Genomic DNA, 24297 nt, shown 5'->3' on the forward strand with positions numbered 1-24297 from the left:
ATCATTCAACCACAAAATATAAAAGGTTTCTGTAATCCCGACAGCACTTTTTTATCTCGCCAGGATAAATCTCAAAACAGCCGGATTCCGGGGCAGATCCCGAGAGGTAGCTACCCTTTTATAAGCTTACCCACACCCTTTCGGAGGTTGCATGAAAGCTCTCACCTATCACGGTCCACATCATGTTCGGGTCGATAATGTCCCCGATCCGGGCATCGAACAGCCTGACGATATCATCCTGCGCGTAACGGCCACGGCGATCTGTGGTTCTGATTTGCATCTTTATCGCGGAAAAATTCCCAAGGTCCAGCACGGCGATATCTTTGGTCATGAATTTATGGGCGAGGTGGTGGAGTGCGGGAGCGAAGTGAAAAACGTGCAGAAAGGTGACCGGGTGGTGATCCCGTTTGTGATTGCCTGCGGTGACTGCTTCTTTTGCCAGATGCAACAGTACGCGGCCTGCGAAAACACGAATCGCGGGCAGGGCGCGGCGCTGAACAAAAAGCAAATTCCCGCCCCTGCCGCGCTGTTTGGCTACAGCCATCTTTACGGCGGCGTGCCGGGCGGACAGGCGGAGTATGTGCGCGTCCCGAAAGGCAACGTGGGGCCGTTTAAAGTGCCCCAGCTGCTGTCTGACGACAAAGCGCTTTTCCTGTCAGATATTCTGCCTACCGCCTGGCAGGCGGTAAAAAATGCGCAGATCCAGAAAGGCTCCAGCGTCGCCGTATTCGGGGCCGGGCCGGTGGGGTTACTGACCATTGCCTGCGCGCGGCTTCTCGGCGCAGAGCAGATTTTCGTGGTTGACCATCATCCCTATCGACTGCGGTTTGCCCAGGAGCGCTACGGCGCGATCCCGATTAACTTTGATGACGATAACGACGCGGCGGAGAAAATCATTGAGCAAACGGCCGGACAGCGCGGAGTGGATGCGGTGATTGATGCCGTCGGGTTTGAGGCCAAAGGCAGCACCACGGAAACGATCCTCAGTAACCTGAAAATTGAAGGCAGCAGCGGCAAAGCCCTGCGCCAGTGCATTGCTGCGGTGCGGCGCGGCGGCGTGGTCAGCGTGCCGGGCGTGTACGCCGGTTTTATTCACGGCTTCCTGTTTGGCGATGCCTTCGATAAAGGGCTGAGCTTTAAGATGGGGCAGACCCACGTCCATGCCTGGCTGGGAGAGCTGCTGCCGCTCATCGAAAAAGGGCTGCTTACCCCAGAAGATATTGTGACCCACTATCTTCCGCTGGCTGATGCGGAACGCGCCTATAAGATCTTCGAAAAACGGGAGGAGGAGTGCCGCAAGGTGATCCTGGTGCCTGGCGCAGACACCCCGGAGGCAGCGCAGCAGAAAGTGAAGGGACTGGTGAATGCCTTCCCCGGCGGCGTTGTGTGAGGTTCCTCACTCACCAGTGGCGCTCAAGATACAGCACCGCCACGACGAGGATCGCCAGGATGATGAGAAAAACCAGTGTGATAACAAGTATCTCACCCATGACCGTCCCCACGGCACTACAACAGACTAAGCGTGGATTAAGCGGTTTTTGTCCGGTATAGCACAATAGGGTGAATTTGCGGAAAGAGGATGCGGGTGCATCCTCTGTGCAAAGCGGGGTCGCTTGTTCAGAAGGGATTAACGCAGGTAATCGCCAGCGGCTTCGGGCTGGTAGAGCAGCTCAAGCACTTCCAGGTGAGCTGAGGCGCCGCCCGGGAGTTCCCAGTGGATGGTATCGCCCGTGCGCAGTCCAAGCAGCGCTGCGCCCACGGGTGCCAGCACCGACAGTTGCGTGCTGCTATCGGTCATCTGCGCCGGATAGACCAGCGTACGAGTGAGCTCCTCTCCGGTGGTCAGGTTGCGGAACTTCACCTGGCTGTTCATGGTGACCACATCATGCGGCATGGTCTCAGGCGTACACATCTGCGCCCGGTCGAGCTCTTCGTTCAGCGCATCGGCTACCGGCAGCGAGGCGAATTCTGGTTTCTCCAACAGTCGGTCAATACGTTCTGCGTCGAGTTCATTGATGATAATCGTAGGTCTGGACATTTTTACTCCATGTCGTTAATGCTGCGTGTAACGCAGAAACCAATCCAAAAGAAAACCCTCGCCGTCTGGCAGCGAGGGTTTAACTTATCTGATGATACTGTCTGAAACCGTAAGTTTGAAGTGATGAAGGTCACAATCATGCGCCATATGAATTTTTGGCAATAAACCCGGCGTCCCGATTCACGCTGAACGGAAATTTCGTTACGCTGGAAAAACTGAACCCGGGCAATGCGCGTTGCAGCCCCAGCGTAGAGAGAGCGATATGTACTTTTACCAACCGTCTCAGGGGCACGGCCTGCCGCACGACCCGCTGAACGCCATTATCGGTCCACGTCCGATTGGCTGGATCTCATCCTGTGATAAGGCCGGTCAACTGAACCTTGCCCCGTACAGCTTCTTTAACTGCTTTAACTATCGCCCACCGATCATTGGTTTTTCCAGCAACGGCTGGAAGGATAGCGTGCGGAATATTACCGAAACGGGGGAGTTTGTCTGGAACCTCGCAACGCGCGATCTGGCCGAGGCGATGAATGAAACCTCCGCCACGCTCCCTCATGGCGAGGATGAATTTACCTTTGCAGGCCTGACGCCCGTAGCCAGCCAGCTTGTGAGCTCGCCGCGCGTGGCGGAAAGCCCGGTGAATTTCGAGTGTCTATTGTCACAGTGCATTCAGCTTACCGGCGCGGATGGGACGCCGATTGATACCTGGCTGGTGCTCGGCGAAGTCGTGGGCGTCCATATCGCCGAAAGTTTGCTGGAAGAGGGGATTTACCAGACCGCGAAAGCGCAGCCCATTCTGCGTGCGGGTGGACCGACGGCCTACTACGCCATCAGTGACAGCCATCGCTTCGACCTGGTACGCCCGGATGCGCGCAGGGGGTGATATGCGCGCAACCCTGTTGCCCGCCGATCAGCAGTTTTTTGCCGATCTGTTGAGCGGCCTGGTGCTCAACCCACAGCAGCTGGGGCGAGTCTGGTTTGCTCATCGTGGCGCGTCTGACGCTGTCGGAAGCGTGAGCCGCGACTGGCCACGGCTTGACGTCGTTCTTCGCGGGGAATATGGCAACAGACTGGTTGCCGGGCAGCAGACCCTCCGCCAGGGGGAAATGCTGTTCCTTCCCGCCCAGGCCGCCAGCGTCCCGGTGTTTGAACGACCGGTCATGCTGCTGAGCATCCTTTTTGCGCCGTCGTGGCTGGGGCTGGTGTTTCATGATTCCCGTCACGGCCAATCGGTGCCTGCACAGCGACACGTTGAGCTTCCTCACCCTGAACGAGGCGAATGTGCTGCGATGCTGATGGCCCTGACGCACCTGAGCGCTTCCCCGCAGGATCAGGCCATTATTCAACCGCTGGTGCTGAGCCTGCTGCACTGGTGCCGGAAAGTGGTGTCTTCGCTGCCTGAACCGGGACTGTCGCGCGGGGATTTCCTCTATCAGAGCATTTGTAACTGGGTGCAGGAAAACTATGCTGAATCCCTGTCGCGGGACAGCGTCGCCGCGCTGTTTAATATTTCGGCTAACCATCTGTCACGCCTGTTCTCCCAACAGGGGACGATGAGTTTTGTGGATTACGTTCGTTGGGTGCGTATGGCGAAGGCGAGAACCATCCTGCAAAAATACCACCTGCCGGTGGGGGAAGTGGCGAAGCGCTGCGGCTATGCCGATAGCGACTATTTTAGCCGTCTGTTCCGGCGCCAGTTTGGCCTGACGCCGGGGGAGTATCGCGCACGCTTTCAGTGACAGTCAGAACGTGATTTCAGCGTTCAGCAGATCCAGGATACTTTGCGGCGTCGTTGCTGCAAACAGCGACTCGCGAAACGTTTTATTGACCAGCTTCCGCGCCAGCTGGGAAAAGACCTTCACGTGATTAATCCCTTCCTGAGCGCCGAGCGTCAGCATGATCACCAGCTCGACGTCGCCCAAATCCGACTCCCAGTCAATCGCCCTGTCCAGGCGTGCAATGCTGATGCTGGAGTGGCGTATCCATTGCGATTTGGTGTGAGGGATCGCCACGCCAAACCCGACGGCGGTGGTGACAATCTCTTCGCGCTGCCAGAGATCTTCTTCAAGCTCCAGCGGGTTTTCGGTCCTGCCATGAATCGCAAGATTTCCGCATAAGAACTGAAGCACCTGCTCTTTTGAGGTCAGCGGCTCATTGACCACGATAGTCTCCAGCGCCAGCAAGGGACGCGGCGGCGCTTCCGGTGTGAAATCCGCCAGCAGGGCTTCAATTTCCTCTGCGCTGCGGCTGTCGCAGGCCTTATCTGCCAGCGCCCGGCAGGCCGCCATGTCCAGCTGACGCAGCTGGGTTTTTACCGCAGGGATGCGCGGCCCGCTCATGCTGAACTCATCTAAGCCCAGACCAAGCAGAAGAGGGAGGTAGCGCTGCTCTCCGCCAAGTTCCCCGCAAATGCCGACCCATTTCCCGTGACGATGCGCTGCGGTGACTATCTGGCGAACCATGCGTAAAAAAGATGGTGTGATGGGGTTATACAGCGCCGAAACGCGCGGGTTGTTGCGATCGACAGCGTAGAGATACTGAGTCATATCGTTCGAGCCGATACTGAAGAAATCCACCTCTTCGCAGAAGTGATCGATGATAAAGCAGACTGAAGGCACTTCAACCATGATCCCCAGCGGCAGGTGCGCGGTGTGACGTAACCCCTGTGAGGCCAGGGCGTCACGAACGTTTTGCAGCTCCTGTTTGATCCATAAAATCTGATCGAGACTGTGCACCATCGGGATCATCAACAGCGCATTGCCGCTGGCACCTGCGCGTAAGATCGCGCGCAGTTGGGTGCGGAAGAGATCGGCAAATTCGGGATAAATACGAACGGCACGATAGCCGAGGAACGGGTTTTCTTCCTGGGGAATGTTCAGGTAAGGGATCTGCTTATCGCCGCCGATGTCCATTGTGCGAAAGATGACCGGCTTGCCCTGCGCGGAGAGCAGCACCTGCTGATAGGCTTCGAATTGCTCCTGCTCGTCCGGCGCGGAGTCTCTGTCCATATACAGCATTTCAGTGCGAAACAGCCCGATACCCTGCGCGCCGCAGGTAAACGCCCCGGGCGCTTCCAGCGCGCTGCCGATGTTGGCGGCAATCTCTACCGGTACGTTGTCGCGGGTGAGTGCTGGAAGACCCGCATCTTTGATCTGCTGCTGGTGGCGTCGGTCGGCAAGGCGCTGCGCCACGCTATAGTAATCATTCACCGCGTCGTTGGGTTCAACGACCAGCACGCTACAGATGCCGTCCAGAATGACCTCTTTTCCCATCAACGGCGCCAGCGAGGCGACCGTTAAACCACTCAGCACAGGCACGGAGGCCGCGCGTGCCAGTATCAGCGTATGCGACGTCCTGCCTGTTTTTTCAAGCACCATGCCTTTCAGGTACTGCGTGTCGAGGCTGAGAAACTGGCTGGGCGTCAGATCTTCCGCCACCAGAATAGTGGGGGCGCTGAGGGTGAATGCGGAGGTTTGCTGCAACTCCGGCCAGGTAATGGTAAGAAGCTGCTCGCTGATGTCGCGAATATCGCTGACGCGTTCACGCAGGTAGTCGCTGGCGGAGAGCGACAGCTTGTCGCAGATCAGCTCCATATTACGAATGATCGCCTCCGCAAGGCTTAGCCGCTCCTCGGCGATCAGTCGGCGTATGGTGCCGCCAAACTCCTCATCCTGGATCAGCGAAAGATGCGCGCTGAGAATGGTTTTACTCTCGCCGTCCAGCCCGCGCAGACGGTGGTTGAGCTGTTCAGCCAGCGTCGCCAGGCTGTGTTCCAGGCGGGTAATATCTTCCGGCGAGGCGGGGATCTGACAATAACGTTTGAGGTTATCGCTCTGCCAGCCTCGCAGAGTGCCAGCCCCGATGCCACTGGCGAGCGTAATGCCGTGCTGAAGGTGGGGAGCAAGCCTTACAAGCGAACGGGGCAGGGGATGCGCAACGTGCGGCGCGTCGCCGGAGGGAATACTGTCGCTGTCGATAAACGCGCCGGTGAGATACGCCTCCAGCACGCGTCGGGCCTGCTCCTCGTCGCTGCCGTTAATTTCCAGCACGCAGCTGTCATTAAACAGCGTACCGGTACTGATCAGCGCCAGCGAGCTTTTGGCATCCGCGTGAGTGTTAAGCCGTCTGTTGATAAAACGGATGTCGCTGCGCCATGCGCTGCACTGCTCTTTTAACGCCCAGGCCGGACGCGCATGCAGGCCGTTGGGCAGTGGGCAGAAAAATTCAATTGAAAGCATACTTCCTCCAGGCCGCGTGAGATCAGCATCTGAAGTCCGTCAGATGATCCACGGTCTCACGGTTCATGCCTGCCACAAGCGCGACAAGCAGTTGTTGGGTGTGATGAATGTCTTTTTCGTCGGCAATGGATGCCGCGCAGTGCCCGTGTCGGGTCGGGGGACCAAGCACAAGAGTCGGCACGCCAGTGCCGGAGAGATGGATCGCCCCGCCGTCCGTTCCGCCGTTGCTGAACATGTCTTTTTGCAGCGGGATCCCTTGCGAGCGCGCGATCGTCTCAGCCAGCGCAGTCAGTTTGGCTGGGGCGATGAGCGTTTTGTCGTACAGCACCAGCATCGGGCCCGCACCGATCTGGCGATGGTTGGCGCTGCCATAATCGAAATTTTTTGACCAGCAGGCGGTATCCAGCACCAGCGCGATATCAGGATGAATGGCGCGCGTGGCGGTCTGGCCGCCGCGCAGGCCGACCTCTTCACTTGAGCTGGCCACCAGCCAAAGCTCGCAGTCGAGCGGCGTCTGGTGCAGCTCACGCAGCAGCGCGATCAGCAGGTAACAGCCGAGACGATCGTCGAAGGCTTTACCCATCACCCGATTGTGGGGAAGGGTCTGAAAGGGTGTATCGAACGCCACGCGGTCGCCTGCGTCGATACCGGCGGCGAACACCTCCTCCGCCGACGTCGCGCCAATGTCGACATGTACATTGTCAACGTTTTCTCCTTTCAGATCCCCATCCAGCAGTCCCGGTATTTTTTCCCCGTTACGCGTGGTGATGCGCACCGGCTGAAGGGTACGGGCCATCATGCGCACGTTGCCGATGGGCAGGACATCAATGGCCCCTTCGCGCGAGACGCTACGCACCATAAAACCGACTTCATCCATATGGGCGCAGACCATCACCTTCGGGCCCCGGCTCTGGTTGACGCGGATAAGCACGGAACCCAGCCCATCAAACTGAACCTCTTTATGGTATTTTTGCGCCTCACTGAGCAGGATGTCGCGCACCTCTTGCTCTGAGGCCGCAATGGCGTCTGCTTCGCTCAGGGCGCGCAGTAAATCTCTGTCCACTCTTGTTCTCCCGTCAGCAATAGCCGTTTGTCGAGGGTATAAAGCACCTCGGCGCCCGTTTCCGTCACCAGCACCACATCTTCAATTCGTACCCCGCCCTGGTGTTCAAGGTAGATCCCCGGTTCAACGGTCAGCACCATGCCGGGCTGCAACGGGGTGCGGTCGGTAGGGGAAAAACGTGGATTTTCATGGACATCAATACCAATGGCATGACCGGTGTTATGCCCGAACTGCGGACCGTAACCTGCACGTTCAATCACGGAACGTGCGGCGCTATCGATCTGATGACAGGAAACGCCGGGGCGGATGGCATCAATGGCCGCCTGTTGTGCCGCCAGAACGATCTGGTACACCGCATAGAGAGGGTGCTCCTCCGGCGGCGTGTTTTGCCCGGCGACAAGAAAGGTCCTTGTCATATCCGAGCAATACCCCTGGTGTTGGGCGCCGAAATCAAGGGTGATCATCTCGCCAGGCATAATCACTTTGTCAGAGGCTTTGCCGTGGGGCAGCGCACCGCGCGGCCCGCTGGCGACAATGGTGTCGAAAGAGGGCTTGTCCGCACCCTCCTGCTTCAGAAACCACTCCAGCTCGGCAGCGACTTCACGCTCGCGCATACCGGGCTGAATGAAACGCCGGATGTGTCGTGCGGCGCGGTCGGCAATGCCGCATGCTGCACGGATACGGTCGATTTCGTCAGCGCTTTTTATCTGCCGCAGCGCGTCGAGCGAGGTGCTGCAAAGGGTAGTATTCAGCGTATCGCGCCACAGCACGCCTGTTTGCCAGCTCACGTATTCACCCTCAAAGCCAAGACGGGCGAGATTGTCCTTCGCAATAATCTGGTTCACCGCCTGCGCAAACGGGTTCTCCGTGTTAAGCAGGTGCATCTCATAGCCCGCCGCTCGTGAAGCGATATCGCTGTAGTAACGGAAATCCACCAGGATATGTGCCGCGGTTTGTGTCACCAGCACATATCCCGAACCGGTTGAAATGCCCAGGTGCGGCTGTTTATTCTGGCGCGAAGAGATGAGCACGCCGTCCAGTTTTTCCGCAGCCAGCCAGGCATGAAGCCTTCTCAGTAATTCCATGGTTCACCCCGTTACAGCGTGTCGATAGCGAGTTTTCCGCGCTTGTGCAAACTGTTACGAATAATCACGACCAACAGCGCGGTGATCGCCGCCCCGACCACAATACTGAGCATGTACGCCCCCAGATTGGTGACCAGCGGCCACGCCCAGATCGCCGATTCAGGGAACCACTGCACGGCACCGAGCGCGGTGGCGGTCATCGCACCCGCGATCGCACCCGCCATATACGCCGGCAGCGTCGCAAGCGGATTTTCCAGCAGGAACGGGATGGCCCCTTCACTGATGCCCATAAAGGCGAGGAACATGGCCGTTTTGCCTTGCGGATAAAGCTGCGAACTAAACAGTCGTTTGCCGGTCAGACGATGGTCAATCAGCGTGGCCAGCCCCAGACCAATGGGCGGAATAACAATCGCCACGGCGCGGGAGGTGATGGGCAGGACATGATCGGTTGTCAGCCCCAGGCCAACAAATCCCGCCGCTTTGTTAATGGGGCCGCCGAGATCGATCGCCGTGGCCGCCGCCATCCCGATGGCATACATCATGGAGCCCGCCTGACCCGCCGCCAGCAGTACGGTCCGCATACCTGCATTCAGCCAGCCGCCAATCGGCGTGATGATGTAATACATCGCCAGCATCACAAACAGCGCCGAGAGGATTGGGATCAGAAAGGTGCTTTTAAAGGCCAGCAGATACTGCGGTACGTTAATACGGCTATTCAGCCATTTGACCAGATAGCCTGCGGCTATGGCGATAATCAGCGCGCCAATAAACGTGGAGGGCACGGGTTTGGTGGCAAGCCAGGTCAGTTTTTCCGCATCAAAGTTCAGCACCAGCGTCGGCTGCGTGGCGACAAGGCCACCGATAAACCCGGCCGGGAAGGCCAGCTTTCCGCCGATAGAGTTGGCGACAAAGGCGGCAAACATCGGGATGGCGAAGCTGAACAGCAGCCCGCCGAACGATTCGGTCAGATAGCCAAATTTCAATACCGAGAGATTGAAACCGGTGAATTTGCCAGAGTTAAGCGCGTCGAGAATACCGGTGTCAGGCGGGATCTCCAGCCAGACGTAGGCGATGAGCTGTGAAATGGCGAGGATAACCCCGCCCATGATAAGCGTTGGCACCATGCGGGATATCCCCGACATAATGTGCTGTGGAAGCTCTTTCCAGAAAGACGCACCGGCGGCAACCGGTGCGGATTTGATGGCAAGTGTGTCACCCTCGTGACTGTCCGGGCGAACCGCGCTGCGTTTTTTAATAGCCATGACGAAAACCCCTGGGTGTGAGGATTATTATTGTTCTGCTGCAATCATCTCTTCGATCTCTTTCAGGGTGCCTGCCGCGTTTTTAATGGCGTCCTGAAGCGTAATCTCATACACGTCGCGCGTTTCGAAGCGCTCATTGTCTTCCGGGGTGATCGCGATGGCGTGGATAATAATGTCAGCGTCGGCAATATCCTGCGGGGTCAGGCGATTCTGGATCCCGTCCGCGCCCTGGGTTTCAATTTTTACCTCATAACCGGCTTCCGTCGCCGCGTCTTCCAGCGCCTGGGCTGCCATGAAGGTATGTGCCAGGCCCATCGGGCAGGCGCACAGTGCAATCAGTTTTTTAGCCATGTGAAATTCCTCCTGTAGATAACGCCATGATTATGGCGGGGAGGTTTCAGTGATGTTTACCGGATTAATAATGCTTTAGCTGGAAAAATGATGCGTGTGAGCGGAAGTGTGAGGTTAATCGTCATATCACGGAAATCAATGAAAAACCGGGCAAAAAGGTGCCCGGCGCAGCATCAGTAACCGGCTTTATCAATGACAAACTGTTTGCCGCAGTTGCCCGGATGCGGCTGTGGCGCAAAGGAGCCGGCAGAGAGCGGGTTGTTGATGGTGCTGGCGTTCAGCGAGATCTGCATCTCGGTCAGATAAGCCGGATTGCCGTGGCAGGTAAGCTTGAACGCTTTTACGCTCTGTTTCCCCCAGCTTTTGGCCACGGCTGCATCGAAGTCGCTGCGGCGGACGGTTTTGCCATAATTTTCCGCCAGAAATTTTCCTGCCGCGCTGTGCTTCACTTCCTGGTTCATGCGCACCATGGTGCCGAAGTAAGCGTCGGGATCAAAACCAAAGCAGACGCCGTGTTTCGCGTATTCATAACGTTCAAGGCAGGAGTTGCCGCCCGCGCCGGGCATCACGCTGTTCAGCTTCGCCGCGCCGGTTAGCGATAGTCCGGTCTCTGCGGCGTCACATTTGCGGCTGGCTTTTGCTTCCGGCATATTCGGAACCGGACGAGTGGCACAGCCGAAGCGCATCCAGCGGCGTTCATCCACTCCGCGAGCGGCAATCGATTTCGGCAGCGCGGGCCATAAGCCGTGGACGGTCAGAAAATCGGTTTTGTTGCTGCTCTCTTTTTGCAGGCGACACTCTTCCGGTTCGTCACGGTTACGTTCGACCATGCTCTGGCAAAATCCGGTTTGCCAGGAAAGGGCCAGAACGTAGCGATCGAAATCGCCGTACTGGGTTGGCTTAAGCGGATCTGCCTGAATTGAGAAGACACAGAGTGCAAGCGCTACTGCGCCAGACGGGATAACGATATCCTTCCTGAACATTTGTTTTCCTGATTGGTTGGGCGCGATTAATTTTTGGGGGTTATTAAAGCACAAAAAGCGCCCGCAGGCGCTTTTTGGAAATCAGGAATTTCGCTTAGGCAGCGCCGGGAACCAGCACTTCGGTGGCGATAATAACGATAATCAGGCCAACCAGCACCGGCACTGACGTGCGTTTTACCACTTCAAACGGAGAGATTTTCGCCATCCCCGCAACCGCAACCACCACGCCCGATACCGGAGAAATGGTACGCCCCAGGTTGGAGGCCTGAAGCATCGGAATGGACAGGTAAGCCGGGTTGATGCCGGAGGAGTGCGCCAGCTTCGGGATCATCTCAACAAAGGCGTAGAACGGCGCGTTACCGGAGCCGGTGGTCATCGCCGCCAGCATGGTCAGCACCACCAGCACCAGCATCAGGATAATGCTGGCCGAGCCGAACGAGGTGGCGATAGAGATCAGGCTCTGAATAAAGCCGATGGTGCTCAGCCCCTGGGCAAACACCCCCGCGGCAACCAGCAGCATTACCACGCCCGCGAAGGCATCCGCCATACCGCGGAAGGCAACTTCCAGACCCGTGAACACTTTCTGGGTGTTAAAACCACGAACGAATTCCAGGATGGCCGCCAGCAGCATACAGATCACCAGGATAGTGATGATGTGCAGCTGCGGGCCCCATTTGCCGTCGAAAATAAGCACGCCAATAATCGGCGTGAAGGGCAGGATGGAATAAAACGCCGGGGCGGTAGTGGTGATTTCGCTGACGTCTATCATTTCATGGCTGACGTTCTCTTTCTTATCGAGATAGCGCTGCCAGAAGAAATGCGCCACGCCCATGCCGAGAATAGCGGTGATGGAGATCGGCAGTGTGGTTTTGAAGGCGAAGTCAATCAACGACATTTCCGCGGCTTTTGCGGCCAGCACTACGTCACCGGAAGTAGGGGAGAGAATAATCGCCGCCGGAGAGGCGCAAATAGCCGCCGCTGCGCCACGGCTGATCCCGACGTTAACCATTACCGGGAACAACGTTGCCATTAACAGCACGCCAAGGCCCGTTGCTGAGGAAACGGCTAATGACATCAGACAGGCCAGGAAATAGGCCGCGACCATCAGCAGATAGGGGGAATTAATATATTGCAGCGGCTTAGAAGCCAGCTTTACCACCATATCATTCGCGCCGATATGGGTCATATAGGCAGCAAATCCGCAGAGCATCATGATCATCATGCCCAGATCGCCGCCGCGGCTCATCAGCAGAATTTTTATATATTCCACAATATCGGTAGCGGTATATCCGGTACTGGCTTCGCTGGCGGGTAAAACCTGATGACCCATTAGCGCGCTAATGATCAGCAGCGTCAGGCCGCCGACAAATAGCACGCCGGTGGCTGAGTAACCTTTAATGATGTAGCGTGCTACACCAACAATGACCACGACTCCAATGAGGAGTTCGAGAAAAGTAAGCATGATTTCCCCTGTATCCTTGCTGCCCGAGAGACAAATAATCAATAAAAAAGAAGCTGAAATGTGCCGAATAAATGTCCAGTCCTTGCTGATTAAAATCAAGAAAGAGACTACTAAAGGCACTGATGACGATATTTTTGCTAACCCTGCGTCATTTATATTAAGACGTTATTGACCTGATGAATAGATATTATATGTCATTAAAATGATGGTGAAGTGTTAAGGTTTTGAGTATTACTTGCCGACAATCGATTTAAAACGTAAATCTCTTTAAAACCACTTCTCTTTCATTCTTTTGCCTGCTTATACTCGGTTCACTTTTACCCTATCCGACGATCTGAATATGCACGCCAGCTGGACATATCGCCTGCGCTTTATCAAAAAACATCTGCTGATGTTTTTGCTGGCGTTTGGCTGGCTGTTGATCCAGAGTCAGGTGGCCGTCGCCTCCCATCAATGTTCAATGGATTTGCGCGGTGAGGTGGCCACTATCCAGCACATGGAGATGATGGCGCAACCGGGGCCGCATTATGCTGCCGGTGCTTCACCGCTGTGTGAAAAGCATTGTGTGCCGGATCAGGTACAAAAAGATCCTGCCCAGCCGCATCTGGTGGCGCTGCCTGCCGCCATGACCCTGACCTTAACGACCCCAGAGTGCTCGTCTGCTAGCCATTCTGCGTGGTCCGTTCCCCTCCTGCTGTGGGGCCGCCGGCAACGATCCGCTACTGCCGGTTTCGGGAGTAAAAACCTGTTAATTCGTTGATTTTATTTACTTAACGTTTAACAGGAGTTTTATCATGCGTACCGTATTCCTTTCCGCGCTGGTTGGCGCGTCCGTCTCTTTCGCTTCTTATACCGTTCAGGCAAACCAGACCTGGCAGGGCCGCGGCGTGGTTCAGTCGATCTCTGACGGCGCCGTCATGCTCCGGCACGAGGCCATACCGGAACTAAAATGGCCAGCAATGACCATGCCGTTTACTTTATCTGCCGGCGCCACGCTGAATGACGCCAAACCAGGGGATGAAGTGACCTTCACGCTTGAGCGTGCGGGTGACGGTTTCCAGATTATCTCGCTGACGCCAGCACGCTAAGCGAGGTCACCATGAAACAACACACACTGAGCCTGTGGCTCGGTGGGGTGTTGTTCGGCCTGTTAACCTCCGCCGCGCAGGCGGAGCCGTGGACGCTCGAACACACCCTGACCGAAGCCCAGCGCTACTCGGCAGAACTCTCTGCCAGCCGTAATGAAGCGCAGGCGCTGGATGCGATGGCGGATTCCGCCACGCAATTACCTGACCCAAAACTGAAATTCGGTATCGAAAACGTGCCGGTACAGGGCAGCAACGATCGGCGGCTGACGCGCGAAGGGATGACCATGCAGAAGGTTGGCATCATGCAAAGCTACGTCAGCTCAGAGAAGCGGGAACGTAAAGCGCAGACCTTTCAGGCGCAGGCGCGAAGCGTGCTGGCAAAATCCGAGGCCGTCCGCGCCGCGCTTCAGCGTGATACCGCCCAGGCCTGGCTGGATCTGGCGCTGGCCCAGCAGGCGCTGAACACGGCCAGAACGCTGGTCCGCGAAACGGAACGCCAGCGGGGCGTGCAGAAGGCGAGCGTCGGGGCGGGAAGCGCCACGCCGGACAGCGTACTGGCCCTGCAAATGATCCTCAGCGCCATGCGCGACAAAGAGACGCTGGCGCAGCGGGATGTGCAGCTGGCGCAAAGCCGTCTGCTGGAGCTTACGGGGCACGCGATTACGGCGGTTCGCGGTCCGCTGCCGCGCTATCAGCGTCTTCCTGCCGATGAAAAAACGTTGCAGGAGGGGATCGTCAGGCACCCGGAAGTGGAGGCCGCACGACGTGAAGCCGAGACCGCGAAAGCGCGTTCAGCGCAATCTGCCGTGGCGGCGATACCCGATGTGGATGTGGAGGTCTATTACGCCCACCGCGCCGAAGGCTATGACGATATGGCTGGCGTGATGTTCAGCGTGGATCTGCCTTTGTTCAAGTCAAAACGTCAGGACAAGGATTACGCCGCCGATGTTTCCCGCTCAATGCAGGCGGTGGATCAACTGACGCTGCTCAAACGTGAACACATTGCCCAGGTGCAAACGCTGGTGGCGCAGTATCAGGCTGCGCAAACGGTGTGGCAGCGACAGCGGGACGAGGTACTACCGTTGCAGCGTCAACGGCTGGCGGTACTGACGGCGCAATATCGCTCTGGACAGTCGGCGCTTCCGGCCCTGCTGGAGGCGCGTCGTGGCGTACTGGATACGGAACTGGCGGTGAACCAGGCGGAGCGCGAAATGGCGCGAACCTGGGCTGCCGTGAACTGGCTGATCCCGCAGGAGCTGGCGCAATGAAAAAAACAACGTTAATGGCGATTGCCATCGCGATAGCTGCCGCTGGCGGCTATTTTGTCGGAAAGAAGCAGACGCATCAGCCGGCTGCGGCTGCACAACCCTCTGAACGTAAGGTGCTTTACTGGTACGACCCTATGGTGCCCGGTCAGCGCTTCGATAAGCCGGGTAAATCCCCCTTTATGGATATGGATCTGGTCCCGCGCTACGCCGATGAAGCACAGGCGGCGTCGGGCGTGGCCATCAGCACTCAACAGCAGCAAAACCTGGGGATGAAAACCGCCAACGTTGAGATGCGCCAGCTGGTTTCGCCGTTCTCGGCCTTTGCCACGGTTGCAACGGATGAACGTAACGTCTCGGTGGTGTCAGCCCCGGCCAATGGCGTGGTGTCAAAATTGTTTGTTAATGCGCCGCAGCAGCAGGTGAAAGCCGGAGAAGCGCTGGCGCAACTGTGGATCCCGCAATGGACCACCGCCCAGCAGGAGTATCTCGCGGTTCGTCAGCTTGGCGATGCCGCATTGACCCGCGCCGCACGCGAGCGGCTGGCGTTGCAGTTTATGCCGGAAGAGGTCATTCGTTTGCTGGAGCGTAGCGGTAAGCCGCAGACCACGCTCACCCTGCGCGCTGACCGGGCGGGGTATGTGGTGAAGCTGGACGTGCGGGAAGGGGCGCAAATCACCGCAACGGCGCCGCTGTTTGAGATCGCCAGCCTCGATCCGGTCTGGCTGGTGGTCGACTACCCGCAAACGCAGGCGCAGTCTCTGGCAGTGGGCAGCAACGTGGTAGCAACGTCAGAAAGCTGGCCGGGGGAGCAATTCCACGGCACGGTCAGCGAACTGCTGCCGCAGATGGAGGCGACCACGCGAACCCTGAAAGCCCGTATCGTGCTGGAAAATACCGCACATAAGCTGAAGCCAGGCATGTACCTCTCCGTCAGGCGTGCGGAAGAGATGAAAGGCCCGCCGGTGCTGGCGGTGCCGGAAGAGGCGGTGATTAACAGCGGAGAGTCTGCGCGTCTGCTGCTGGCCACCGGGGACGGTTATTTCCAGCCTGTGACGGTGACAACCGGCCTGACGGCGCAGGGCTGGACGGCGATCCTGTCCGGGGTCAAAGAGGGCGATAAGGTGGTGACGTCCGGGCAATTCCTCATTGATTCCGAAGCCAGCCTGCGTAGCGTGATGCCGGAGGTGACGCCATGATTGCCGCTGTGATTCGCGCCTCGTTGCGTAACCGCCTGCTGGTGATCCTGGCCGCGCTGATGATGGCCGGCTGGGGCTGGTGGGCGGTGCAGCGCGCGCCGCTGGACGCGTTGCCCGATCTGTCTGATGTGCAGGTCATTATCAAAGCGAGTTACCCCGGAAAAGCGCCGCAGGTGATTGAAGATCAGGTGACCTGGCCCCTGACAACCTCCATGTTGTCTGTGCCGGGAGCTAAAACCGTGCGTGGTTTTTCAATGTTTGGTGACGCTTATGTGTATGTGCTGTTTGAGGATGGCACCGATCTCTACTGGGCGCGATCCCGGGTGCTGGAATATTTAAGCCAGGTACAGGCGCAGTTTCCGCCAGGCGTGAAGGTGTCGCTGGGGCCAGATGCGACGGGCGTGGGCTGGATCTACGAATATGCGCTGATCGACCGTAGTGGAAAACACAGCCTGGCAGATCTGCGGGCCCTTCAGGACTGGACGCTTAAGTTCGAGCTTAAGACGGTACCGAATGTATCTGAAGTGGCAAGCATTGGCGGAATGGTGCGTCAGTATCAGATCGTGGCGGACCCGGCGAAGATGCGCGCGCTGAATATTACCCACAGCCAGCTATCGGGCGCGGTGCAGGCCGCCAATAAAGAGAGCGGCGGCGCCCTGCTGGAGATGAGCGAAGCGGAGTATATGGTGCGGACAACGGGCTATTTGCGCTCGCTGGAGGATTTTCGCAATGTGGTGATCGCCACCCGCGATGGCGTACCTGTCCTGCTGAAAGATGTCGCCACCATTGGCATTGGCCCGGAGATCCGCCGGGGCGTGGCAGAGCTTAACGGTGAAGGGGAGGTCGCTGGCGGCGTGATCGTGATGCGCTACGGGCAGAATGCGCTGGAAACGCTTCGTGCGGTAAAAGCGAAACTGAGCGAGCTGCAAAAAACGCTGCCGCAGGGCGTCGAGATTGTTCCGGTCTACGATCGTTCCACGCTGATTGAGGAATCGGTCAAAACGCTGACGCACAAGCTGCTCGAAGAGTTTGCCGTGGTGGTACTGGTGTGCGCGCTTTTCCTGTTCCACCTGCGCTCCGCGCTGGTGGCGATGGTCTCTCTGCCGCTGGGGATCCTCGGTGCTTTTGTGGTGATGCACTATCAGGGCATTAACGCGAATATGATGTCGCTCGGCGGGATCGCCATTGCCATCGGGGCGATGGTGGATGCGGCAATTGTGATGATTGAAAACATGCACAAGGTGCTGGAGCAGTGGCGGCATGATAATCCGGGCAAGGAGCCCGCGCCGGGGGAATACTGGCGTCTGGCGGAAAAGGCGGCGGTTGAAGTGGGACCAGCGCTGTTTTGCAGCCTGTTAATCATCACGCTGTCATTTATACCGGTTTTTTCGCTGGAAGCGCAGGAGGGGCGAATGTTCTCGCCGCTGGCGTTCACCAAAACCTGGTCGATGGCCGTGGCCGCCGGGCTTGGGATCACCCTGGTGCCGGTGCTAATGGGCTTTTTCATTCGCGGGAAAATCCCGGATGAGAAGGCAAACCCGATCAACCGCCTCCTGATCCGCCTGTATGAGCCGCTGCTGGACAAGGTACTGACCTTCCCGAAAATGACGCTGGCACTGGCATGTCTGCTGCTGATCGCCACGCTCTGGCCGCTGAGCCGCCTGGGCAGCGAATTTATGCCGCCGCTGGATGAAGGGGATTTACTCTATATGCCCTCCACGCTGCCGGGGATCTCTGCTCGCGAGGCATCGCGGCTGCTTCAGCAGACGGACCGCTTGATCAAAAGCGTACCGGAGGTCGCGAGCGTGTTTGGCAAAGCCGGTCGCGCGGAGTCGGCAACCGATCCCGCGCCATTAACCATGCTGGAAACAACCATTCACTTTAAGCCCCGCGAGCAGTGGCGGCCAGGAATGACGCCGCAAAAGCTGGTGGAGGAGCTCGATAAAACCGTGTCGCTGCCGGGTATTGCCAATGTGTGGGTGCCGCCTGTCCGTAACCGCCTGGACATGCTGGCAACCGGGATCAAAAGCCCTGTCGGCATTAAGGTGAACGGCAATAATATTGCCGACATTGAGCGCGTGGCCCGGCAGATTGAGCAGGTGGTGAAGGACGTTCCTGGCGTCTCCTCTGCGCTGGCGGAGCGTCTGGAAGGCGGGCGCTACGTGGATATACGTATCGACCGGCAAAAAGCCGCGCGCTACGGCGTTTCCGTCGATGAACTGCAAAGCCTGGTCTCCACGCTGGTCGGGGGTGATAACATTGGCGAGGTGATCCAGGGACGCGAGCGGTATCCCATCAACCTGCGTTATCCCCGCGATTTGCGTGATAACGTCGACACGTTGCGGGTGTTGCCGGTAGTGACCGCCAGCGGTAGCCAGGTGGCGCTGGGGGAATTGGCCGATATCGTCGTGACGGAAGGCCCACCGATGCTAAAAAGTGAAAACGCGCGCCTTTCCAGCTGGATCTACGTGGACTTGCGCGGGCGCGATCTGAAGTCCGCCGTGGATGAAATGCAAAAACGGGTGGAGGAGAAGGTGGTATTGCCGCAGGGCGTGTCTCTCTCCTGGTCCGGGCAGTTTGAATATCTGGAACGGGCGACCGCGACGCTCAAAATAGTCTTACCTGTCACGCTGATGATTATATTCGTCCTTTTATGGTTAACCTTCAGGCGGATATCAAATGTCCTGATAATAATGGGGACATTGCCTTTCGCGCTTATTGGGGGCGTGTGGTTACTGTGGCTGCTTGAATATAATTTGTCAGTGGCGGGGGCCGTTGGCTTTATCGCCCTTTCCGGGGTGGCGGCAGAATTCGGCGTAATTATGGTTCTTTATTTGAATCATGCGCTCGATAAATATCACAGGCTGGAGCCAGAAGGGGGAAATACGGTGCTGATGCGTGCGATCCACGAAGGTGCCGTTCTGCGCGTGCGTCCGAAGGTGATGACGGTCGCCACTATTATGGCGGGACTGCTGCCCATCATGTGGGGCAGTGGGAGTGGCTCAGAGGTGATGCAACGTATTGCCGCGCCGATGATTGGTGGCATGGTAACGGCACCGTTATTATCGATGTTAGTTATTCCCGCACTCTACAAATTGTTACATCAACGTTAAATATGTCAACTGCATGTGCTTATTCAGGCATGCAGTTTATGTATCCTCAGATTATTCCCAGGAACGGGATGGTAATTAGGAATAACACTCATGCTGTTAAGCGTTCATTCAAGTATTCTGTGTTAAGGTCTGCACCGAATACTAAATATGGTAATGGCATTGTGATTGTACGAATTAAATTCCCCCTGATTTTGTTGTTTATTATTGGGCAGTTATCGTTTGCGTCTGCGGTTAATGCAGACAGCAATACAGCGGATAAAGGCTGGTTCACCACCTTCACGGATAACGTGGCGCAAACATGGAACGAACCTGAGCATTACGATCTCTATATTCCGGCCATTACGTGGCATGCACGTTTTGCCTACGATAAAGAAAAAACTGACCGTTATAACGAGCGTCCGTGGGGGGCCGGCTTCGGTCAGTCTCGCTGGGATGAAAAAGGTAACTGGCATGGCCTGTACCTGATGGCGTTTAAGGACTCCTACAATAAATGGGAGCCTATTGGTGGCTACGGCTGGGAAAAAACCTGGCGTCCGTTATCAGACGACAACTTCCGTCTGGGGCTGGGCTATACGGCAGGGTTCACGGCGCGTGATAACTGGAAATACATTCCTGTTCCGGTACTGCTGCCGCTTGCCTCCATCGGCTATGGTCCGGCAACGTTTCAGATGACCTACATACCGGGTACCTATAACAACGGTAACGTTTACTTTGCCTGGATGCGGTTTCAGTTTTAACTGAATTTTTCTGCTAAATCGGCCAAAAAACGCACAGACATTGAAATGTAAAGGATAAAAATCGAACAGCGAAAATTAACGCGACTTTTGTCACTTTTTATCAAAGATCCGCTGGACAAAACGCCTCACAATTGTTGTACTGATACCCGACACAGCATTTGTGTCGTTTTTTAATGTAAAGGTAATTTTGATGTCTAAGATTAAAGGTAACGTTAAGTGGTTTAATGAGTCCAAAGGATTCGGTTTCATTACTCCTGAAGATGGCAGCAAAGACGTGTTCGTACACTTCTCTGCAATCCAGTCTAATGGTTTCAAAACTCTGGCTGAAGGTCAGCGCGTAGAGTTCGAAATCACTAACGGTGCCAAAGGCCCTTCTGCTGCTAACGTAATCGCTCTGTAATTCAGACGCGTCAGCAAGAATTTCAAAACCCGCTCAATGAGCGGGTTTTTTTCGTTCTGAATCAACCAATAAGATAGATCTTCAGGAAGCTGGCGACGATCGCGACGCTTAGCAATACCATACCCACGCCTGACAGAGTTTCTTTCATGCTATCACCCTCGTTCAATATTGAGCCAAGAGTGACAGAGAAAAATTAAGCCAACATTAAGGTTGCCGCGCTTAATGTCCGCTGGCGGAGGAAAATAACCAGAATGCGATCGCAGTCATCGCAAACGAGCCAAGCATGTTAACGGCAATGTTCGTCAGCGCCCAGCCCATCCGGCCTTCCTGAAACAGAAACACCACCTCCGCAGAGAAGGTAGAAAACGTTGTTAAGCCGCCGCAGAAACCAGTTGTAATCAGAACCTTCCACATAGGGTCGATGTTGGTCATGCGATTAAACCAGGCCAGCCCCATCCCAATAATAAACGCCCCGATCAGATTTGCCGCCAGTGTCCCCATCGGAATGGCCTGATGCAGGGGGTTAAACCGCATGCTTAAGAGCCACCGCACAACGCTACCCGTGCCTCCACCAATAAAAACGGCTATAAGTAGTTGTAACACTGTCAATACCTGCTATTTGCTGTGTAAGTGCGTCGAGTGTAACGCTGTTTTTAACCGGGAGACAATTATGTATGTTGCAGTAGGGCAGTTCGCGGTGACGCCGGACTGGAATGAAAACGCGGAAAAATGCGTCTCCCTGATGCATCAGGCGAAGCAAAAAGGGGCGTCGTTGCTGGTACTTCCCGAGGCGTTACTGGCCCGTGATGATGGCGATCCAGACCTGTCGGTAAAGTCTGCGCAAACGCTGGAAGGGGCGTTTCTGAAACGACTGCTGGCCGAAAGCGTTGGCAACACGCTCACCACCATCTTGACGGTCCATGTTCCGTCCTCGCCGGGGCGCGCGGTAAACACGCTGGTGGCGATACGTGAGGGTGCCATCGTCGCGAGTTACGCCAAACTTCATCTGTATGATGCGTTCAGCGTTCAGGAGTCGCGCCTGGTCGATCCGGGGAGTGTCATTCCGCCGTTGATTGAGGTGGCGGGTTTTAAGGTTGGCCTGATGACCTGCTACGATATCCGTTTTCCCGAGCTGGCGCTAAACCTGGCATTGCAGGGGGCCGAGGTGCTGGTTCTGCCCGCCGCGTGGGTCAAAGGACCGCTTAATGAGCATCACTGGGCGACGCTGCTGGCAGCACGCGCGCTGGATACCACCTGTTACGTAGTAGCCGCGGGTGAATGTGGTAACAAAAATATCGGGCAGAGCAGGGTTGTCGATCCGCTGGGGGTGACGGTTGCGGCGGCGGCAGAGACGCCTGCTTTATTGCTGACGGAGATAATTTCAGCCCGAATAGCGCTTGCGCGTCAGCAATTACCTGTTCTGCGCAACCGCAGGTTTGCGCCACCGCAATTAATGTGATGTTTTTTTCAACAATGCTTGATTCACCTTGTTACAGATTGCTATTGTGTGCACGCGCCAAATGACCGTTAATACGTTCAGGTTTTTTGGCGGAATGCAGCCTGTTTCATGTAAAGAAGGTATTTATGGGTGAGATTAGTATTACCAAACTGCTGGTGGTTGCCGCACTGGTCGTCCTGCTGTTCGGTACCAAGAAGTTACGCACGCTGGGTGGAGACCTGGGTGCTGCCATTAAGGGCTTTAAGAAAGCAATGAACGATGACGACGCGGCAGCAAAGAAAAGCGCCGAAGATGACATCACTGCGCAGAAGCTTTCACACAAAGAGTAATGGCAATGCTGCAAGGCTTGCATAAAAAAACCGGCTCACGAGGCCGGTTTTTTGTTTTACTGTAAATAAATTTTACAGCTTTATTTCACTTCTTCGCCCTTCGCCTGCATATCGGCGTGATAAGAGGAGCGAACAAACGGACCGCACGCGGCATGGGTAAAGCCCATCGCCATCGCTTCGGCTTTCATTTCATCGAACTCATCCGGGCTCACGTAACGCTGTACAGGCAGGTGGTGACGGCTTGGCTGGAGGTACTGGCCCAGCGTCAGCATGGTGACGCCGTGGCGGCGCAGATCGCGCATCACTTCAATGATCTCAGCGTTGGTTTCACCCAGGCCGACCATCAGGCCAGACTTGGTTGGAATATGCGGATGGGCTTCTTTAAAGCGTTCCAGCAGCTTCAGCGACCAGTTGTAGTCTGCACCGGGACGTACCTGACGGTAGATGCGCGGTACGTTCTCCAGGTTGTGGTTGAACACGTCTGGTGGCGTCGCGGTCAGGATATCAAGCGCGCGATCCATACGGCCACGGAAGTCCGGCACCAGCGTCTCAATCTTAATGTTCGGGCTTTTTTCGCGGATGGCGGTAATACAGTCAGCAAAATGCTGAGCACCGCCATCGCGCAGATCGTCACGGTCAACGGAGGTGATAACAACATAACGCAGCGCCATATCGGCAATCGTCTGCGCCAGTTTTTGCGGTTCGTTTGCGTCAGGCGCAACAGGACGGCCATGGGCAACGTCACAGAACGGACAGCGGCGGGTGCAGATGGCACCCAGAATCATAAATGTCGCGGTACCGTGATTGAAACATTCAGCAAGGTTAGGGCAGGAGGCCTCTTCACAGACAGAGTGAAGGCCATTTTTGCGCATCGCCGCTTTGATCCCCTGGATACGCGAAGAGTCGGCCGGAAGTTTGATTTTCATCCATTCCGGTTTTCTTAACAGCGCCTCGCGCTCTGTAGCCACGTTTTTAACCGGGATAAGGGCCATTTTATCGGCATCGCGGTATTTAACACCGCGTTCCATCACAATGGGTTTACTCATAGCGTGCGTGTTCCAGTTGCGAATATCGAAGGAAAGCGTTTCAATTCAAGGGAATGTTGTAATTATCAACTATTTTTGAACGAACGACAGGCAGTATATCATTTAAAGGGGCGATAAAGCAGCCTGCCAGGTCGCCAATTTGTAAAATAGTTGTTGTTTTGTGCCTTTTGCCCCGCTTGCGGCAGGGGCTTGTGCTGAAAGGCGGGATCAGAATGTCTGGCGGATCACGTTAATGACGTTTTCCAGCACCGGATCGCGCAGGCTTAGCTTGTTGTAATGCAGTGAGATTTCAACAGATTCCGTCGTAAGTTGACTCAATGGAATGCTCTCCAGCGGCCAGCACTTTTGAAGCAGAGTGAAGAGACGCACAGGCATAATACAGAGCAAATCGCTGCTGCCAATCAGGGCCGCGAGGGTAAACATATTGTAACTGCTGAAGCTGATCAGACGGTCCGGGAACAGTTCGTCAATACGCTGGCGCAGCGGATCCGGACCCTGCCCCTCGGACATAAAGGTTGCATGTTCGTAATGACGCAAATTTTCAGGCGTCAAAGCTGCGCCCAAAGCAGGATGATTCTGACGACAAACGAGCGCCAGAGAGTCGGTATAGAGAACGTTATGCCCTAATGCCCTGGCCGCGAAGCTGTTGCTATCGATGATCAGGTCCGTCTGGAATTGTGCCAGCTGAGTTTCCGGATCGTTAACGGGCACGTTGCGGATCAGCAGCTGTGGCGCATGCTGTTTAACAGCCTGGTAAATAGCGGGCATGACCAGAACGCCCACAGAGGGAGAGGTGCCTATGGTGATGGTTCGTTGCTTATCGTAACTGCCGGTGAGATCCAGCGCGCCCAGAATCGATTCCAGACCCTGGCTGATGTACTCATGCAGATGGGTGGCGTACGCGGTGGGGGTTACGCCCTGGCCTTTACGAATAAATAAGGGATCGGGAAATATCGCGCGCAATTTTTGAATTGACTGGCTAATAGCGGAGGGCGTGAGATTAAGAATTTTCGCAGCATTAACGATACCTTTGTGGACATATACCGCCTCAAAAATAGTCAATAAATTGAGATCAATATTACGTAAAGTCCGGAAAATTTGCGGCTTATCTTCGCCGCTGGTTTCATTCAGGCGTTTGGCTGGTAAATTAGTAGGCTCCACGCTCTTACTCCGTATCCA

The 24297-nt window shown here is 56.1% G+C and carries 23 protein-coding genes and 1 pseudogene; 12 read left to right on the plus strand and 12 right to left on the minus strand.

What is annotated here, in order from left to right:
- Positions 1–151 precede the first annotated feature (151 nt).
- Positions 152–1390: a zinc-dependent alcohol dehydrogenase gene (locus AC4OVU_RS06485; protein WP_023303283.1), complete on the plus strand. Its 1239-nt coding sequence runs from the start codon at positions 152–154 to the stop codon at positions 1388–1390.
- 10 nt (positions 1391–1400) lie between these two features.
- Here the strand turns inward: AC4OVU_RS06485 and yldA are convergent, their stop codons facing one another.
- Positions 1401–1490 carry a small membrane protein YldA gene (gene yldA / locus AC4OVU_RS06490; RefSeq protein WP_015571155.1) on the minus strand — a complete coding sequence of 30 codons (90 nt, stop codon included), beginning with the start codon at positions 1488–1490 and terminating at the stop codon, positions 1401–1403.
- Between the two features lie 137 nt (positions 1491–1627).
- Positions 1628–2038 (minus strand): nucleoside diphosphate kinase regulator, encoded by a 411-nt coding sequence (gene rnk, locus AC4OVU_RS06495; RefSeq protein WP_006809650.1) that lies wholly within the window; start codon positions 2036–2038, stop codon positions 1628–1630.
- A 262-nt stretch (positions 2039–2300) separates the two neighbouring features.
- On the opposite strand from rnk, the gene AC4OVU_RS06500 reads away from it, so the two are divergent.
- Positions 2301–2921 carry a flavin reductase family protein gene (locus AC4OVU_RS06500; RefSeq protein WP_110292871.1) on the plus strand — a complete coding sequence of 207 codons (621 nt, stop codon included), beginning with the start codon at positions 2301–2303 and terminating at the stop codon, positions 2919–2921.
- Between the two features lies 1 nt (position 2922).
- Positions 2923–3777 (plus strand): helix-turn-helix domain-containing protein, encoded by an 855-nt coding sequence (locus AC4OVU_RS06505; RefSeq protein ID WP_023303284.1) that lies wholly within the window; start codon positions 2923–2925, stop codon positions 3775–3777.
- Between the two features lie 3 nt (positions 3778–3780).
- Here AC4OVU_RS06505 and ptsP read toward each other — a convergent pair whose 3' ends face one another.
- From ptsP to dcuC, 7 genes are all read right to left on the minus strand, one after another.
- On the minus strand, positions 3781–6276 hold the full coding sequence (ptsP, locus tag AC4OVU_RS06510; RefSeq protein WP_110292870.1) for a phosphoenolpyruvate--protein phosphotransferase: 2496 nt from the start codon (positions 6274–6276) through the stop codon (positions 3781–3783).
- Positions 6277–6298: 22 nt separating this feature from the next.
- Positions 6299–7339 (minus strand): aminopeptidase, encoded by a 1041-nt coding sequence (gene ypdE, locus AC4OVU_RS06515; RefSeq protein ID WP_110292869.1) that lies wholly within the window; start codon positions 7337–7339, stop codon positions 6299–6301.
- A complete protein-coding gene (gene ypdF / locus AC4OVU_RS06520; RefSeq protein ID WP_110292868.1) occupies positions 7312–8424 on the minus strand; it encodes an aminopeptidase in 1113 nt (370 codons plus the stop codon). Before ypdF ends, ypdE begins: the two co-directional genes overlap by 28 nt.
- An 11-nt stretch (positions 8425–8435) precedes the next feature.
- Positions 8436–9686: a PTS fructose transporter subunit IIC gene (locus tag AC4OVU_RS06525; RefSeq protein ID WP_110292867.1), complete on the minus strand. Its 1251-nt coding sequence runs from the start codon at positions 9684–9686 to the stop codon at positions 8436–8438.
- Positions 9687–9713: 27 nt separating this feature from the next.
- Positions 9714–10037, minus strand: a complete 324-nt coding sequence (locus AC4OVU_RS06530) for a PTS fructose transporter subunit IIB (protein ID WP_017382483.1) — start codon at positions 10035–10037, stop codon at positions 9714–9716.
- Between the two features lie 173 nt (positions 10038–10210).
- Positions 10211–11020: a ribonuclease I gene (rna, locus tag AC4OVU_RS06535; RefSeq protein ID WP_003858741.1), complete on the minus strand. Its 810-nt coding sequence runs from the start codon at positions 11018–11020 to the stop codon at positions 10211–10213.
- A gap of 94 nt (positions 11021–11114) precedes the next feature.
- Positions 11115–12482 (minus strand): anaerobic C4-dicarboxylate transporter DcuC, encoded by a 1368-nt coding sequence (dcuC, locus tag AC4OVU_RS06540; RefSeq protein ID WP_110292866.1) that lies wholly within the window; start codon positions 12480–12482, stop codon positions 11115–11117.
- A 340-nt stretch (positions 12483–12822) separates the two neighbouring features.
- On the opposite strand from dcuC, the pseudogene AC4OVU_RS06545 reads away from it, so the two are divergent.
- The 7 genes and pseudogenes from AC4OVU_RS06545 to cspE all read left to right on the plus strand — a co-directional run bounded on the left by AC4OVU_RS06545 (position 12823) and on the right by cspE (position 20284).
- Positions 12823–13223 (plus strand): annotated as a pseudogene (locus tag AC4OVU_RS06545) (hypothetical protein).
- A gap of 53 nt (positions 13224–13276) precedes the next feature.
- On the plus strand, positions 13277–13570 hold the full coding sequence (locus AC4OVU_RS06550) for a copper-binding protein (RefSeq protein WP_047732889.1): 294 nt from the start codon (positions 13277–13279) through the stop codon (positions 13568–13570).
- Between the two features lie 11 nt (positions 13571–13581).
- Entirely contained in the window at positions 13582–14838 is a 1257-nt protein-coding gene (locus tag AC4OVU_RS06555) for a TolC family protein (protein ID WP_110292865.1), read from the plus strand.
- A complete protein-coding gene (locus AC4OVU_RS06560; RefSeq protein ID WP_023303290.1) occupies positions 14835–16034 on the plus strand; it encodes an efflux RND transporter periplasmic adaptor subunit in 1200 nt (399 codons plus the stop codon). The genes AC4OVU_RS06555 and AC4OVU_RS06560 overlap by 4 nt, the downstream gene beginning before the upstream one ends.
- Positions 16031–19147 (plus strand): efflux RND transporter permease subunit, encoded by a 3117-nt coding sequence (locus AC4OVU_RS06565; protein WP_058700497.1) that lies wholly within the window; start codon positions 16031–16033, stop codon positions 19145–19147. Before AC4OVU_RS06560 ends, AC4OVU_RS06565 begins: the two co-directional genes overlap by 4 nt.
- A gap of 161 nt (positions 19148–19308) precedes the next feature.
- Positions 19309–19884 carry a lipid IV(A) palmitoyltransferase PagP gene (pagP, locus tag AC4OVU_RS06570; protein WP_017382475.1) on the plus strand — a complete coding sequence of 192 codons (576 nt, stop codon included), beginning with the start codon at positions 19309–19311 and terminating at the stop codon, positions 19882–19884.
- A 190-nt stretch (positions 19885–20074) separates the two neighbouring features.
- On the plus strand, positions 20075–20284 hold the full coding sequence (gene cspE / locus AC4OVU_RS06575) for a transcription antiterminator/RNA stability regulator CspE (protein WP_002439184.1): 210 nt from the start codon (positions 20075–20077) through the stop codon (positions 20282–20284).
- 219 nt (positions 20285–20503) lie between these two features.
- Here cspE and crcB read toward each other — a convergent pair whose 3' ends face one another.
- Positions 20504–20887, minus strand: coding sequence for a fluoride efflux transporter CrcB (gene crcB / locus AC4OVU_RS06580; protein WP_045328948.1), 384 nt, complete (start codon positions 20885–20887; stop codon positions 20504–20506).
- Between the two features lie 67 nt (positions 20888–20954).
- On the opposite strand from crcB, the gene AC4OVU_RS06585 reads away from it, so the two are divergent.
- Positions 20955–21743, plus strand: a complete 789-nt coding sequence (locus AC4OVU_RS06585) for a deaminated glutathione amidase (protein ID WP_110292864.1) — start codon at positions 20955–20957, stop codon at positions 21741–21743.
- A gap of 125 nt (positions 21744–21868) precedes the next feature.
- Positions 21869–22072: a twin-arginine translocase subunit TatE gene (gene tatE, locus AC4OVU_RS06590; protein WP_003858723.1), complete on the plus strand. Its 204-nt coding sequence runs from the start codon at positions 21869–21871 to the stop codon at positions 22070–22072.
- Positions 22073–22152: 80 nt separating this feature from the next.
- Here the strand turns inward: tatE and lipA are convergent, their stop codons facing one another.
- Together lipA and AC4OVU_RS06600 are read right to left on the minus strand one after the other, a co-directional pair.
- Positions 22153–23118 carry a lipoyl synthase gene (gene lipA / locus AC4OVU_RS06595; protein WP_006809637.1) on the minus strand — a complete coding sequence of 322 codons (966 nt, stop codon included), beginning with the start codon at positions 23116–23118 and terminating at the stop codon, positions 22153–22155.
- Between the two features lie 207 nt (positions 23119–23325).
- Positions 23326–24279: a YbeF family transcriptional regulator gene (locus AC4OVU_RS06600; RefSeq protein ID WP_049134529.1), complete on the minus strand. Its 954-nt coding sequence runs from the start codon at positions 24277–24279 to the stop codon at positions 23326–23328.
- Between the last annotated feature and the right edge of the window lie 18 nt (positions 24280–24297).

This window comes from Enterobacter sp. 6722112 (assembly GCF_058661685.1).

Excerpts from the sequence above, each read along its gene's own strand:
- AC4OVU_RS06485 (WP_023303283.1), top strand. The coding sequence starts at position 152 with ATGAAAGCTCTCACCTATCACGGTCCACATCATGTTCGGGTCGATAAT.
- yldA (WP_015571155.1), bottom strand. The coding sequence starts at position 1,490 with ATGGGTGAGATACTTGTTATCACACTGGTTTTTCTCATCATCCTGGCG.
- rnk (WP_006809650.1), bottom strand. The coding sequence starts at position 2,038 with ATGTCCAGACCTACGATTATCATCAATGAACTCGACGCAGAACGTATT.
- AC4OVU_RS06500 (WP_110292871.1), top strand. The coding sequence starts at position 2,301 with ATGTACTTTTACCAACCGTCTCAGGGGCACGGCCTGCCGCACGACCCG.
- AC4OVU_RS06505 (WP_023303284.1), top strand. The coding sequence starts at position 2,923 with ATGCGCGCAACCCTGTTGCCCGCCGATCAGCAGTTTTTTGCCGATCTG.
- ptsP (WP_110292870.1), bottom strand. The coding sequence starts at position 6,276 with ATGCTTTCAATTGAATTTTTCTGCCCACTGCCCAACGGCCTGCATGCG.
- ypdF (WP_110292868.1), bottom strand. The coding sequence starts at position 8,424 with ATGGAATTACTGAGAAGGCTTCATGCCTGGCTGGCTGCGGAAAAACTG.
- AC4OVU_RS06525 (WP_110292867.1), bottom strand. The coding sequence starts at position 9,686 with ATGGCTATTAAAAAACGCAGCGCGGTTCGCCCGGACAGTCACGAGGGT.
- AC4OVU_RS06530 (WP_017382483.1), bottom strand. The coding sequence starts at position 10,037 with ATGGCTAAAAAACTGATTGCACTGTGCGCCTGCCCGATGGGCCTGGCA.
- rna (WP_003858741.1), bottom strand. The coding sequence starts at position 11,020 with ATGTTCAGGAAGGATATCGTTATCCCGTCTGGCGCAGTAGCGCTTGCA.
- dcuC (WP_110292866.1), bottom strand. The coding sequence starts at position 12,482 with ATGCTTACTTTTCTCGAACTCCTCATTGGAGTCGTGGTCATTGTTGGT.
- AC4OVU_RS06550 (WP_047732889.1), top strand. The coding sequence starts at position 13,277 with ATGCGTACCGTATTCCTTTCCGCGCTGGTTGGCGCGTCCGTCTCTTTC.
- AC4OVU_RS06555 (WP_110292865.1), top strand. The coding sequence starts at position 13,582 with ATGAAACAACACACACTGAGCCTGTGGCTCGGTGGGGTGTTGTTCGGC.
- AC4OVU_RS06560 (WP_023303290.1), top strand. The coding sequence starts at position 14,835 with ATGAAAAAAACAACGTTAATGGCGATTGCCATCGCGATAGCTGCCGCT.
- AC4OVU_RS06565 (WP_058700497.1), top strand. The coding sequence starts at position 16,031 with ATGATTGCCGCTGTGATTCGCGCCTCGTTGCGTAACCGCCTGCTGGTG.
- cspE (WP_002439184.1), top strand. The coding sequence starts at position 20,075 with ATGTCTAAGATTAAAGGTAACGTTAAGTGGTTTAATGAGTCCAAAGGA.
- AC4OVU_RS06585 (WP_110292864.1), top strand. The coding sequence starts at position 20,955 with ATGTATGTTGCAGTAGGGCAGTTCGCGGTGACGCCGGACTGGAATGAA.
- tatE (WP_003858723.1), top strand. The coding sequence starts at position 21,869 with ATGGGTGAGATTAGTATTACCAAACTGCTGGTGGTTGCCGCACTGGTC.
- lipA (WP_006809637.1), bottom strand. The coding sequence starts at position 23,118 with ATGAGTAAACCCATTGTGATGGAACGCGGTGTTAAATACCGCGATGCC.